At 62.2% G+C, this 13204-nt stretch carries 10 protein-coding genes; 2 read left to right on the top strand and 8 right to left on the bottom strand.

All coding sequences use genetic code 11. From position 1 onward, the window contains the following. Window positions 1-351: 351 nt before the first annotated feature. From glcF to RTS12_RS17075, 3 genes are read right to left on the bottom strand one after another with little or no spacing between them, the layout of a single operon-like run. On the bottom strand, window positions 352-1650 hold the full coding sequence (glcF, locus tag RTS12_RS17085) for a glycolate oxidase subunit GlcF (protein WP_312530656.1): 1299 nt from the start codon (window positions 1648-1650) through the stop codon (window positions 352-354). A 1-nt stretch (window position 1651) separates the two neighbouring features. Then, complete coding sequence (locus RTS12_RS17080; protein WP_312530655.1) at window positions 1652-2710, bottom strand: FAD-binding protein; 1059 nt, start codon at window positions 2708-2710, stop codon at window positions 1652-1654. Next, window positions 2700-4145 carry an FAD-linked oxidase C-terminal domain-containing protein gene (locus RTS12_RS17075; RefSeq protein WP_312530654.1) on the bottom strand — a complete coding sequence of 482 codons (1446 nt, stop codon included), beginning with the start codon at window positions 4143-4145 and terminating at the stop codon, window positions 2700-2702. The genes RTS12_RS17080 and RTS12_RS17075 overlap by 11 nt, the downstream gene beginning before the upstream one ends. 438 nt (window positions 4146-4583) lie before the next feature. Here RTS12_RS17075 and RTS12_RS17070 point away from each other — a divergent pair, with 438 nt between their 5' ends. Beyond that, on the top strand, window positions 4584-5318 hold the full coding sequence (locus RTS12_RS17070; RefSeq protein ID WP_312530653.1) for a DUF599 domain-containing protein: 735 nt from the start codon (window positions 4584-4586) through the stop codon (window positions 5316-5318). Here the strand turns inward: RTS12_RS17070 and RTS12_RS17065 are convergent. The 5 genes from RTS12_RS17065 to RTS12_RS17045 all read right to left on the bottom strand — a co-directional run bounded on the left by RTS12_RS17065 (window position 5268) and on the right by RTS12_RS17045 (window position 12540). Continuing rightward, a complete protein-coding gene (locus RTS12_RS17065) occupies window positions 5268-6446 on the bottom strand; it encodes an MFS transporter (protein ID WP_312530652.1) in 1179 nt (392 codons plus the stop codon). The genes RTS12_RS17070 and RTS12_RS17065 overlap by 51 nt on opposite strands. 142 nt (window positions 6447-6588) lie before the next feature. Continuing rightward, entirely contained in the window at window positions 6589-7371 is a 783-nt protein-coding gene (locus tag RTS12_RS17060) for a crotonase/enoyl-CoA hydratase family protein (protein ID WP_312530651.1), read from the bottom strand. A 2-nt stretch (window positions 7372-7373) separates the two neighbouring features. After that, window positions 7374-8342 (bottom strand): hydroxymethylglutaryl-CoA lyase, encoded by a 969-nt coding sequence (locus tag RTS12_RS17055; protein WP_312530649.1) that lies wholly within the window; start codon window positions 8340-8342, stop codon window positions 7374-7376. A 244-nt stretch (window positions 8343-8586) separates the two neighbouring features. After that, window positions 8587-10614 carry an acetyl/propionyl/methylcrotonyl-CoA carboxylase subunit alpha gene (locus RTS12_RS17050; RefSeq protein WP_312530647.1) on the bottom strand — a complete coding sequence of 676 codons (2028 nt, stop codon included), beginning with the start codon at window positions 10612-10614 and terminating at the stop codon, window positions 8587-8589. A gap of 321 nt (window positions 10615-10935) precedes the next feature. Next, window positions 10936-12540 (bottom strand): carboxyl transferase domain-containing protein, encoded by a 1605-nt coding sequence (locus RTS12_RS17045; RefSeq protein WP_312530645.1) that lies wholly within the window; start codon window positions 12538-12540, stop codon window positions 10936-10938. Between the two features lie 209 nt (window positions 12541-12749). On the opposite strand from RTS12_RS17045, the gene RTS12_RS17040 reads away from it, so the two are divergent. After that, window positions 12750-13204 (top strand): OmpW family outer membrane protein (locus RTS12_RS17040; RefSeq protein WP_312530643.1); only part of this gene is annotated, 455 nt, incomplete at its 3' end.

The raw sequence follows: 13204 nt of genomic DNA, 5'->3' as shown, positions 1-13204 counted from the left end.
ATCAGCCCCCCGGATTCGGGCGGGCGGAATGTCGGCGCCCTCTGGCCCTCCGACCGCTTAAAGATGGGATGCGCCCGCTTTGGTTTCAAGCCCGACTACCGAAGCCCGACTACCGAAGCCTGACCACCGGAACCCGGCCACTGCAACCTGAGCTCTACCCAACCCTGTGTGGCGCGCTTGAAGATAACAGGTGAACATGCGCCCTGATCGCGCGCGGCGCTTTTGCGAAGCGGCAGGCAAGCCTTGATCACTGGCCCTTGCCTTATGACAGCGAGGCGGCTTGAAGCGGGATGACCAGCCGCGCAGCCTTGGGATCTTTGGCCGCAACCAAAATCCCAGGGCCGCGATCATTCAGGCCAGCGCTGCGGGTTTTGGGCCACCGGTCGCCCAGTCCAACAGCTCGACCGTGTGTACGATCGGCACTTCGGTCGCCGAGCCGATCTGCATCATGCAGCCGATATTTCCCGCGGCGATGATCTGGGGCGACAGCGCCTCGATCGTCGCAACTTTGCGCTGTTTCAGCTCTTGGGACAGCTCGGGCTGCATCAGGTTATACGTCCCGGCCGAGCCACAGCACAAATGCGGATTGGCCGGTTCCAGCACCTGATAGCCTGCAGCCGCCAAAAGCGTTTTCGGCGCGCTGCGGATCTGCTGGCCATGCTGCAACGAGCAGGCCGAGTGATAGGCGACGCGCAAAGGTACCGCAACGGAGGCATCCCCGGCCCTGTCTGGCAGTCCGTGACCCTCCAAAAACTCTGTCACATCACGCGCCAGACCCGCGATCTTGCTGGCCTCGGCTGCCATGGCATCGCCCGCGAACATATGCCCGTAATCCTTGATCGTCGTGCCGCAACCCGAGGTGTTAATGATGATCGCATCCAGCGCGCCTGCGCGATCAGCCGCAAGAAAGCCGTTGATGGTGGCGCGGGCGGATCGCAGCGCATCTGTTTCGCGCCCCATATGATGGGTCAAAGCCCCGCAGCAGCCGAATTTTTCGGGGATCACGACCTCGCAGCCTGCGCGACGCAACAGGCGGATGGTGGCATCGTTGATATCGGTGTTCAGCGCCCGCTGCGCGCAACCGGGCATCAAGGCCACCCGCGCCCGCTTGGTACCAATCGCGGCAAAGGTCTGGCCATCATCATTGCGGCTGACGCTGGGGATGACCTTCGGGCTCATCTCCAGCATGGCACGCAGGCGCCGATCCGGCATCAGCCCGGCAAAGGGCCGCGCGATCTTTGCACCCAGCAGCGCCAGACGAAAGCGCTTGGGATAAGGCAAAAGCCGCGCCAAAAGCCAACGCAGCGCACGATCACTTAAGGGTCTGCGATAGGTCTTTTCGACATGAACGCGCGCATGATCGATCAGATGCATGTAGTTCACCCCCGAGGGGCAGGTCGTCATGCAAGACAGACATGACAAGCAACGATCCAGATGCTTGACCGTTTTTTCATCGGCAGGCCGATCATTTTCCAGCATGTCCTTGATCAGATAGATCCGCCCGCGCGGGCTATCCAATTCATCGCCCAGGACCTGATAGGTCGGGCAGGTCGCGGTGCAAAATCCGCAATGCACACAAGAGCGCAAAATCTTGTTGGCATGGGCAATACCGGGATCTTGCAGTTGCTCAGGGGTAAAGTTCGTCTGCATCTTATGCGCTCTTTCCTGCATGCCCGGACGTTCCGGCAAAAATACTGCGCGGATCGAATTTGGCGCGCAGGCTGTCGTTCAGCCGCGCGACCACGGGGTTCATGGCGGGAAGATCATGGGGATCTTGCCCGGTCATGCGTGTTGCCTGCCCCTGAAACTCGGGCAGAACGGGTAACTCTCCTTCGGGCAGGGCCACCCAGATCAACCCGCCGCCCCAATCCACCGCCAATGGCTGAGGAAGCGCCTTGAGCAGCGCCGGGGCCTGCGTCGGCAGGCAAAGGATGCGCCACAGATCCCCCACAGGGGCGCGGGATGGCACCAACTGGGCAGCAAGCGCTGGGTCCACCTCGGTGATTTGACCAAATCGCGCCAAGCTGGTGCCAATGGCACGGCTGCGCAGATCGACCGAGCCCGCAAGCCCTTCAAGGCGGATCACCGCCCCCTCACCCGCAAGCCAGCCCGCCGCGCTGATGTCGAAAGGCCCGGTCAGCGCCTCGGTCAGGGCGGCGATGGCCGTTTGCGGATCCAGCCCCCTTAGCGCAAGCAAACGGCTCGCGGGCGGAATCGGCGCGGTCTTCAGCGAAATCTCGGTCAAAATCCCCAAAGTTCCGCGCGAGCCCGCCATCAGCTTGACCAGATCATAACCGGTGACATTCTTCATCACCCGGCCGCCGTTTTTGACGATTTCGCCCTCGCCGGTGACAAAGCGAACCCCCAGCATGGCGTCACGGCAGGCGCCAACCTGAACCCGACGCGGCCCCGAAGCATTGCTTGCAGCGATCCCGCCAATGGTCGAGCCGGCCCGCGCATCCGGCTCGAATGCCAGCATCTGCCCTTCAGCCGCCAGGATGCGGTTGATCTCGGCCAATGGGGTGCCCGCGCGCGCGACCAAGGTCAACGCCTCTGGCTCGTACAGAGTTACCCCGCTGATCCCCGTCAAATCGATATGGCTGCCCTGCCCTTCGCCGGGACGCAAACGGCTGGCGCCGCCGATCGGCGTCACCGGAAATTTGGCAGTGCGGATGATCTCGGCCAGTTCAATCTCGGATTCAGGCCGCATTCGGGCGCCCCTCGCGGCGCGGGGCCGAACTGGCCAGCGGGAACACCTTGGCCGCATTCAGCAACCAATGCGGATCGAAACTGTCTTTGACACGCATCTGCATCTCCAGATCTTCGGGGGCGAACTGAGCCGCCATCAATTCGCGTTTTTCAACGCCCACGCCATGTTCGCCGGTCAGGCAACCACCCACCTCGACGCAAAGACGCAAGATATCCGCGCCAAAGGCCTCGCACAGTTCAAGATCGCCGGGCTTATTCGCGTTATAAAGGATCAGCGGGTGCATATTGCCGTCGCCCGCGTGAAAGACATTGGCAACGCCCAGCCCATATTGCGCCGAAAGCCGCGCGATTTCCGTCAGCACTTTCGGCAAGGTCGAGACCGGGATCGTGCCATCCAGGCACATGTAATCATTGATCTGCCCCATCGCGCCAAAGGCGGATTTTCGGCCCAGCCAAATCCTGCGCGATTCATCCTCGGATTTGCTTTCGCGAAACTCGATCGGGTTGAACCCTTCGGCAATGACGCGGATCAGATCAAGCTGTTCGCTGATTTCCTCGGGCGTGCCCTCGACTTCGATGATCAGCAAGGCCTCGCAATCGGGATAGCCTGCCTTGGCGAATTCTTCGGTGGCGCGGATGCAGGGCCGGTCCATGAACTCAATCGCGACCGGGATGACACCGGCGCGGATAATGGCCGCGACACAGGCCCCCGCACCCTCGCTGGAATCAAAGCCGACCAGCACCGGGCGAGCGCCTGCGGGCTTGGGCAAGATGCGCAATGTCGCCTCGGTGACAATGCCCAGCTGCCCCTCCGAGCCGCAGACCACGCCCAAAAGGTCCAGGCCCTGCGCCTCGCCCATCGGGCCGCCCAGATCGACGATGGTGCCATCCATCATCACCATGCGCAGGCCAAGCAGGTTATTCGTCGTCACCCCATATTTCAGGCAATGCGCACCGCCCGAGTTCATGCCGATATTGCCACCAATGGCGCAGGCAAGCTGGCTTGAGGGGTCAGGCGCATAGAAAAATCCATCGCCATCCACCGCCCCCGAAATCGAAAGATTGGTTCGCCCCGCCTGCACGCGGATCTGGCGATCAGCATAGCTTGTCTCGAGGATCGCGGTCATGCGCGACAGCCCGACCACCACTGCATCCGCCGTCGGCATCGAGCCTCCTGCAAGGCTGGTGCCCGCGCCACGCGGCACGACCGGCACGCCCTCTTCGTGGCAAATGCGCAAAACCTCTGCCACTTCCTCAGTGGTTGCGGGCAAAACCACTGCCAAAGGCGGGCAGCGATAGGCCGACAAAGCATCACATTCATAGGCGCGTGTTTCGGCAGGATCCTCGATCACGGCACCGGGCACAACCGCACGCAAGCGCGCGGCAATCGCACTGCCGCGGGCAATGATCTGGCGGTCGGGTATCGGCATTTCCATGAAGAATTCCTTAATGCTGGCAGCAGATCAGGGCGGGTCGGGCGGCCCAGAGAAGGGCTGAGACAGGGGCTGAGCCTGTGCATCCTGTGGGGGTGCGGGGGGCGCCAAATCTGGATCGAGCCAAGGCCGATGCGTGGCCCCCGGCGCGCGCCATCACCAAAATCGCGCGGCCCATCACGGCCTTTTCGCAAAAAGCTGGTATCATTTCCCCTCCGCTGGTGATCAGGATATTGTCTAAGATATCTTGGACAACATATTGATCTTCTTGCTGCACAACCCTCGCCCGGTCTGCCCAGTTTCCCGTCACGCAACCCAAAGTTTTGCGACAGATTGGAAATGGTCAGCCCGCCCTCCTGGCGATAACTGTCGGCAAGTGGATAACGCCAGCGCGCGGCACAGGCAACCGCTGTGGGCTGAATCTCGGCGGAAAGGATAGCCATGACGAATGCGGCCATGACAATACTGAAATCCTTTGATCTTTGGGATCTGGTCGCAGTGCTTTGGCTGGTTGGCAGCTGGCTGTGGATTGGTTGGCGCACCGAGCATCCGCCCGACAACAAACCCTCGGTTTCGGTGCTGATGAAGGCGCTGCGCCGCGAATGGATGGAGCAGTTCGTCCATCGTGACCCGCGGATCTTTGACGCCAATATCTTATCGAACCTGCGCGAAAGCACCGCGTTTTTCGCGTCGGCCTGCATGATTGCCATTGGCGGCGGTCTGGCCCTGATCGGCAATGCCGATCGCATCAGCGGCCTGGCACGGCAATTCGACATGGCGCATATCCCGACCATCCAATGGGAGGTCAAGATCGTCGTCATCTTGCTGTTCGTTGTCGACGCATTCCTGAAATTCGTCTGGTCGAACCGCCTGTTTGGCTATTGCGCCATCATCATGGGATCGGTGCCAAATGACGCCAATGATCCTCGGTCCATGCCCCGCGCCATGCAGGCCGCCGAGATCAATATCCGCGCAGCCCGCAGCTTTAACGGAGGGCTGCGCGGTGTCTATTTCGCGCTGGGGGGCCTTGCCTGGCTGGCCGGGCCTGCGGCGCTGATCGTGGCGGTCAGCGTGGTCTTGTTCATCACCTGGCGGCGCGAATTCGCCTCGGGGTCGCGCCGGGTGCTATTGGGTCAAGGTGCCCGTGAGCCGCGCGTGACGCCAGGTCAGCCATAGCGTCAAAAGCCCCGCCATCGACAAAGCGACGCCCACCAGCCCCGACGAGCGCCAGCCCCAGCCTGCGGTCAATGCCATGCCGGCAAGCCACGGGCCAAGCGCATTGGCTGCGTTGAAAGCGGCGTGGTTCATGGCTGCCGCCATGCTTTGCGCCTTGCCTGCGACATCCATCAGCCGGGTCTGCAATGGCACGACCGTGCCCGATCCCAGCCCCAGCAGGAAGGATGACAGCACCATCATTTGCCAGTTGCCGACCGCCACAGACGCAAAGGCCTGAGTGGCCGCCATGAACAGGATCAAGGTGCAGCAGCTGCGGAAAATGCCCAGTCGGATCGTCAGCCGTGCGGCCCCGATACTGCCGATCGTTCCGCCGATGCCAAAGACCGACAACATCAGCGGGATCGCCCAGCCCGGTGCCTGCGTGGTGGCCAGCATCGCGGCCGAAAGATAGGCATAGACGGCGAAAAGCCCACCAAAGCCGATGGCCCCCACCAAAAGCGTCAAGATCACCGAAGGGTTGCGCAGCGCCTTCAGCTCTTCAAAGGGGCGCGCATTGGGGTCAACACCGACCCGCGGGGCCAGCTTCAGGATCAGAACCGCAGCCGCCAGCGCGATAAAGCCCGGCAGCGCAAATCCCCATCGCCAGCCGATCCCCTGCCCCAAGGCACCCGCCAGCGGCACGCCCGCGATATTGGCGACGGTCAGCCCCAACAGCACATAGGTCACGCCCTTGGCGCGCTGCTCGCGTGGCAAGGTGTCTGCGGCGAAAAGCATGGCCACGCCCAGAAACCCGCCATGAGGCAGACCGGCCAGAAAACGCATGAAGGCCAGCGTATGAAAGCCCGGAAGGGCCGCCGCCAAAAGGTTGAACACCCCGTAAATCGCAATCAGCGACGCCAGATAGCGCCGACGCGGCAGCCTTGCCCCCAAAATCGAGGTCAGCGGCGCCCCCACGACCACGCCCAGCGCATAGGCCGATATGACATGGCCCGCCTGCGGATCGGTGATCCCCAGATCCGCCGCGAACCAAGGCAACAGCCCCATGGCCGCAAATTCAGAGGTACCGATGGCGAATGCGCCAAGGGCAAGGGCAAGAACAGCCCATTTCAGATTGGGTTGCGGCGACATGGCTGCACCTTTGACACTTCAGGATTACGAGGACGGGCGATATGATGGCGTTAACATCACCCTCTCGACATGTCAGCCTGTATCAGCGGAATATCCTGTATTCCGGCGCTGCAAGGCTGATTTATCAAAGCTGCATCCAAGGCTAGCTTTGCCAAACGGGCTTGGACTTGTTGAAAAAGGCCAAGACCCCTTGCTTGGCTTCGGGCGCATCCCAGATCGCGACCAGCGCCTCGATCGAGGTTTCAATCTGGCGGGCATCGATGGGTGAGCCCAGATCCCGCAACAAGCGCTTGGCCGCGGCGACCGCACCCGGTGCCGCCTCAAGATAGGGTTCGATCTGGGCCTCGATGGCGCGGTCCAGATCGGCTGCGGGGTGAACTGCTGACAACAGATCCAGCCGCAAAGCCTCGTCCGAGGTAAAGACCCGGCCTGACATGAACATGCGACGCGCCCGCGCCTCGCCCAGCCGCGACAGGATATAGGGGCCGATGGTGGCAGGGATCAGACCCAGCCGGGTTTCGGTCAGGCCAAAGCGCGCCCCCTCGACGCCGACCGCGCTGTCACAAACCGCGATCAGGCCCAGCCCGCCCCCGAAAGCCGCGCCCTGCACGCGACCGATCAGCGGCTTTGGGAGTTCATTCATCGCCTTGAGCATCATTGCCAATGCGCGCGCGCCCTGTCTGCGCGTATGGGCATCGGCCTCTATTTGCGCGCGCATCCATGCCAGATCACCGCCCGCGCAAAAGCTGGTGCCTTCAGCGGCCAGAACGACAAGCCGCGTGTCAGGATCAGCACCCAAACGCGCGGCGGCTACGCCCAGCTCGGCGATCATGTCGGCAGAAAGGGCGTTGTGCTTGTCAGGGCGCGCCAACCAGATCGTGGCAATGCCGCGCCGATCCCGAACAATGCGAATGCTTGTGATCATGATTACCCCTTTTCGCCGCGGTCGCGACCTGCGCTTGTATGCAGGCTTCGGGCCAAGCAGGCCGCATCGGCCAGTGCTGCCGCATCAAGCCCGGTCTGAAAGCCCCGAGCCGCCAGATGCGCCGCCAAAGTTTCTGTGGCGATATTGCCCTTGGCACCGGGCGCATAGGGACACCCCCCCAAGCCGCCAACCGCCGCATCGAAAATCCGAAGCCCATGCGATAGCGCCACATCGATATTCTCAAGCGCCCGACCGGCGGTGTCATGAAAATGCCCGGCAAGGCAATCGGCTGGAACCTGGGTCAAGACTGCGCGCAGCATCGCATCGGTGGCCTCGGCATGGGCCAGGCCCAAGGTCTCGCCCAGGCTGATTTCAAAGCAGCCGATCCCCAACAATCGCGCCGCCACATCAGCCACCGCCCAAGGCGAGACCGCGCCCTCGTATGGGCAATCGGTCACGACGCTGACATAGCCCCGCACCCCGATCCCATCTGCCTTTGCAGCCGCGATGACAGGCAGGAAGCGCGTCAGGCTTTCTGCAATGCTGGCATTCAGATTGGCGCGCGAAAACCCTTCGGAGGCGCTGGCAAAGACCGCGACCTCATCAGCACCCGCGGCGCGGGCGGCAAGATAGCCCTGCATATTGGGGGTCAGGGCCGTATAGCGCAGCCCCGGTTTGCGCCTGATCCCCGCCATGACCTGCGCAGCATCCGCCAGCTGCGGCACCCAGCGCGGCGAGACGAAGCTGGTGACTTCGATCCGACGAAAGCCCACATCCGACAGCAAATCCACCAAGGCAATCTTATCTGAGGTTGGTATTTGGCCAGCCTCGTTTTGCAGCCCATCCCGGGGGCCAACCTCAAAAATCTCGACCTTTGACTTTGGGGGCACCAGACGGGCTTGAGCCGTGGCTGCCCGTGTTTCATCAATGGCAGCCGAGCCAAGGTCCGCCCCCCCAACAGATGCCGTCATGCCAGCTCCAGCAACTGCGCTTGCTTGCAGTGGTGATTTGGAGCGACAGGATCTCACCGCCCAAAGGTTTCCTGGGGCGATCATGTTGTTCCGCCCTTGATGCCGCGCCGAGAGCCAGTATCAGGGCCACCTTCAGTATCAGCACCCCCAACAGATGCCGTCACGCCAGTTCCACCAACCGCGCGTGCTGGCGGTGGTGATTTGGGGCGACAGGATCTCACCGCCCGAAGGTTTCCTGGTGTGATCATGTTGTTCCAGCCTTGATGCCGCGCCGAGAGCCAGCATTAGGTCCAATCTCGGTGCCACCCTTTTCGCCGCCCTCAGGATCAGCGCCCGGATCTCGATCTTGGGCCAAGCGGATCAGAGGCATGCCGGCCGCGACCTGATCGCCGGGCGACACCAGCACCTCGGCCACCGTCCCCGCGCGTGCGGCCTTGAGCGAATGCTCCATCTTCATCGCTTCGAGCACCACCAAGACACCGCCTGTCTGAACGGCCTTGCCGGGGCCGATCAGCACCGCTTTGACCATGCCGGGCATCGGGGATAGTGTCAGCCCTGTGTCCGCATCGCTGTTGCCGGGGCCGGATTGTCGCGCCAGTGGATCCTCGCGGTAAAGGGTAAGATGGGTGGTGCCAAAGACGCTGACCCCACCCTGATGTGCCACCAATCTGGCAGGGCTGGCCACCCCGTCGACCCACCACCGACCATCAATCCAATCGATGTGATGGGCACCGCTATCTAGGGTTACACGAGCCTGGCCCGGCCCCAAGACCTCAAGCATTGCTGCACCGCCCCGCCAGTTGATGCCCCGGCGCAAAGGTGCCCAAAGCGTGGTTCCCTGCCAGTTCTGCGGTGGTCCCAGATCGGCCAGTCCGAGCACGGCCAGCGCCATCTCGGCCATGGTGGGCGGTGCGATCTGGGTCAGCTGCGACAGGTCGCGGGCAATCAGCCCGGTATCGACCTCGCCGCGCCGAAAACCAGCGTGGCGGCACAAGGCGATCAGAAAATCCAGATTGGTGATGGTGCCTGCCACCTCGGTCTGGCTCAGGGCGCTGTCCAAACGCTGCAGGGCCAAGTCTCGGGTTGGGGCGGCGGTTATGATCTTGGCAATCATTGGATCATAATAGGGGCTGATGTGATCCCCCTGCCGCACCCCGGTTTCAATGCGGGCATCTTGCGCGAAGCGAAGATGGGCCAGCGTGCCGGTTGCTGGCAGAAAACCTGCCGCAACATCTTCGGCGTAAAGCCGCGCCTCGAAAGCATGGCCTTTGATCGACAGATCCTGTTGGCGCAAAGGTAGGCTTTCACCGGCTGCGACGCGGATCTGCCATTCGACCAGATCGACGCCGGTGATCATTTCTGTGACGGGATGTTCGACCTGAAGGCGGGTGTTCATCTCCATGAACCAGAAGCGAGCAGGACGCAGGCCCTGAGATGCGTCGGCGATGAACTCCACGGTGCCCGCCCCACGATAGCCGATGGCCTGGGCCGCGCGCACGGCCGCATCGCCCATTGCCGCGCGCATCTGAGCGCTCATGCCGGGGGCTGGCGCCTCTTCGATGACCTTCTGGTGGCGCCGCTGCAAAGAGCAGTCGCGTTCGAAAAGATGGACCGCATCTGTGCCATCGCCAAAGACCTGAACCTCGATATGGCGCGGGTGGGGGATATAGGTTTCGATCAGGACGGCAGAATTTCCAAAGGCGCTGCTGGCCTCGCGTTGGGCCGAGGCCAGCGCGTCAAGAAAATCCTGTGGCCGCTCAACCAGTCGCATACCCTTGCCGCCGCCGCCCGCAACCGCCTTGATCAGCACCGGATAGCCGATCTTGGCCGCCTCTTGTGCCATCAGATCAGGGGATTGATCCGCGCCTTGATAGCCCGGGACCACCGGCACACCCGAGGCTTGCATCAGGGCCTTGGCGGCATCCTTGAGGCCCATTTTGCGGATGGCGCTGGCGGTGGGGCCAATGAAGGTCAGGCCAGATGCTTCGACCTGAGCCGCGAAATCGGGGTTTTCGCTGAGAAAGCCATAGCCCGGATGAATGGCCTGAGCGCCCGTATCGCGCGCCGCCTGAAGAATCGCCTGCGCGTTGAGGTAACTATCTTGGGGTGCCAGCCCGCCGATTGCCACCGCCTCATCGGCCATGGCGGTATGGCGGGCAAGACGGTCGGGTTGAGAAAAAACGGCAACGCTGCGCAGGCCAAGTCGACGCGCGGTGGTAATGATCCGGCACGCAATCTCGCCGCGATTGGCGATGAGGATTTTTGAAAACATCACGCACCCTTCTTCGGTTCTGGCTGGCACGCCCGCCACCCCGCATTCCGGCCCATGGCGCTGGCAGGAGAGATGTCGTCACGGGTTGCGGCACAGACCAGCGGGCGGACCCGAGCGCAGATCGAAGCGTAGATCGAAGCGTAGATCGAAGCGTAGATCGAAGTGTCCGCCGGGGGCTGCGCGCCCCCGGACCCCAGCGGGATATTTGAGCATGAGAGATCAGGCCTGCGCGCGCCTGAGCGCCAAAAGGGTTGGCGGGTGCGACCTTGCGCAGTGACTTGATGCCAATCCTGAGGGCGGTGTTGCGAAGTCATGGCGTCCCTACATGCGAAATAGGCCAAAGCGGGTCGGGGAGATCGGGGCATTGAGCGCGGCCCTGAGCGAGAGAGCGAGAATGTCGCGGCTTCGGCGCGGGTCGATAATGCCGTCATCCCAAAGCCGTGCCGAGGCATAAAGCGGGCGGGACTGGCGCTCGAACATCTCGAGGGTCGGGCGTTTGAATTCGGCCTCTTCTGCGCTGGACCAGCTGCCGCCTTTGGCCTCGATGGCGTCGCGCCTTAGGCTGGCCAAGACGCCCGCTGCCTGATCGCCGCCCATGACCGAGATGCGTGAATTGGGCCAGCTCCAGAGGAAGCGGGGGGAAAAGGCACGGCCGGACATGCCATAATTTCCTGCGCCAAAAGACCCGCCCACAAGCAGCGTGATCTTGGGCACATTGGTCGTGGCAACCGCCGTGACCATCTTGGCGCCGTGACGGGCGATCCCCTCGTTTTCGTATTGGCGCCCGACCATGAACCCGGTCACATTTTGCAAAAAGACCAGCGGAATATTGCGCTGGCTGCACAGTTCGATGAAATGCGCGCCCTTTTGCGCGGCTTCCGAAAAAATCACTCCATTATTGGCGATGATGCCAATCGGGCAGCCCTGAAGATGCGCAAATCCCGTCACCAATGTTTCGCCAAACCGGGCCTTGAACTCATCAAAGCGCGAGCCATCGACGATACGGGCAATCACCTCGCGGATATCATAGGGGGTGCGCAGATCGCTGGGGACAAGGCCAAGAATGTCCTCGGGGTCATAGGCGGGCGCCTCGGCGGGCTGCCAGACCACTGTTTCGGGCAAGCGGCGGTTCAGATTGGCAACCGCCCTGCGGGCCAAAGCCAGGGCATGGGCGTCGTCCTCGGCCAGGTAATCGGCAACCCCCGACAGCCGCGTGTGGACATCGCCCCCACCCAACGCCTCGGCAGAGACGATCTCGCCGGTTGCGGCTTTGACCAGAGGCGGGCCTGCCAGAAAGATCGTTCCCTGATCGCGCACGATGATGGTGACATCGGACATGGCAGGCACATAGGCGCCGCCCGCAGTGCACGAGCCCATGACCACGGCAATCTGGGCAATTCCCTGGGCGGACATCTGGGCCTGATTGTAGAAGATACGCCCGAAATGATCGCGGTCGGGAAAGACCTCATCCTGATTGGGCAGGTTGGCGCCGCCGCTATCGACCAGATAGATGCAGGGCAGATGGCATGCGGCGGCAATTTCCTGAGCGCGCAAATGCTTTTTCACGGTCATCGGATAGTAGCTGCCGCCTTTGACCGTCGCGTCATTGGCCACGATCATGACGTCCTGACCCTCGACCTGGCCGATCCCCGCGATCAGCCCCGCCCCCGGAGCCGCGCCCTCGTAAAGGTCATGGCCCGCCGTCGCGCCGATCTCCAGAAAAGACGAGCCGGGATCCAAGAGATTGGCCACGCGCTGGCGCGGCAGCATTTTCCCGCGTGCCAAATGCCGCTGTTGTGCCGCAGCCCCCCCCCCTTCTGCGGCCAAATCTGCGGCGCGGCGGACCTCGTCCAGCATCTTAAGATGGGCCGCGCGATTGGCACGGAAGCTTTCAGATCCGGTCAAGACAGCCGAGCCGAGTTTCATGCACAGACCTTTGCATCGAAGCGAGGAGGGGAAAGTTGGCGGTCCGCAAACAGGCAGCCATGCGTCGCGACAGGGACAAAACTGTTGCCCTTATGTGACAATCTCCGGCCTGATCTGCCTGTCGGGGCCTGCCTTTGACCTGTATCAAGGAGGGCCACGCGCATTCGGCGCAACTTTAGATCATCAAAAATCACAAGAGGCCAATTGCTATGAAAGCCCTTTATCTTGCCCTTGCCGCCATTGTCGCGGCCAGCCCGGTCGCTGCGCAATCTGCAGGTGAATGGACCGTGGGTCTTGGCATTGCCAATGTTGCGCCAGTGAATAATCCGGGCACGCTGGATGGTGGGTTGAAGACCCGCATTGACAATAATGCGCGCCCGACCCTGACCTTTGAATATTTCATCAAGGACAACCTTGGCATCGAGGTGCTGGCTGCCTCGCCCTTCAAGCATGACGTGAAAATCGATGGGCTGGGCAAGGTCGGCAGCGTCAAGCATTTGCCCCCGGTGATCTCTTTGCAGGCGCATTTCGATACCAATACCCCCTTCAAACCCTTTGTCGGTGTGGGTGTGAACTGGACGAATTTCTTCTCGGAAAAAACCTCGGGCGCGCTTGAGGGCAGCAAGCTGGACGTCAAGCACAGCTTCGGCGTCGCGCTGCATCT

This window comes from Paracoccus sp. (in: a-proteobacteria), from assembly GCF_032007265.1.
In the GTDB taxonomy this organism is placed as follows: domain Bacteria; phylum Pseudomonadota; class Alphaproteobacteria; order Rhodobacterales; family Rhodobacteraceae; genus Paracoccus.
Note: the sequence above shows the minus strand (reverse complement) of the source record. Positions and strands in the feature narration are given on the sequence as shown.

Bases quoted from the DNA above. Each gene is read 5' to 3' on its own strand.
- glcF (WP_312530656.1), bottom strand. From the start codon at position 1,650: ATGCAGACGAACTTTACCCCTGAGCAACTGCAAGATCCCGGTATTGCC.
- RTS12_RS17050 (WP_312530647.1), bottom strand. From the start codon at position 10,614: ATGTTTTCAAAAATCCTCATCGCCAATCGCGGCGAGATTGCGTGCCGG.
- RTS12_RS17080 (WP_312530655.1), bottom strand. From the start codon at position 2,710: ATGCGGCCTGAATCCGAGATTGAACTGGCCGAGATCATCCGCACTGCC.
- RTS12_RS17060 (WP_312530651.1), bottom strand. From the start codon at position 7,371: ATGATCACAAGCATTCGCATTGTTCGGGATCGGCGCGGCATTGCCACG.
- RTS12_RS17065 (WP_312530652.1), bottom strand. From the start codon at position 6,446: ATGTCGCCGCAACCCAATCTGAAATGGGCTGTTCTTGCCCTTGCCCTT.
- RTS12_RS17070 (WP_312530653.1), top strand. From the start codon at position 4,584: ATGACGAATGCGGCCATGACAATACTGAAATCCTTTGATCTTTGGGAT.
- RTS12_RS17055 (WP_312530649.1), bottom strand. From the start codon at position 8,342: ATGACGGCATCTGTTGGGGGGGCGGACCTTGGCTCGGCTGCCATTGAT.
- RTS12_RS17045 (WP_312530645.1), bottom strand. From the start codon at position 12,540: ATGAAACTCGGCTCGGCTGTCTTGACCGGATCTGAAAGCTTCCGTGCC.
- RTS12_RS17075 (WP_312530654.1), bottom strand. From the start codon at position 4,145: ATGGAAATGCCGATACCCGACCGCCAGATCATTGCCCGCGGCAGTGCG.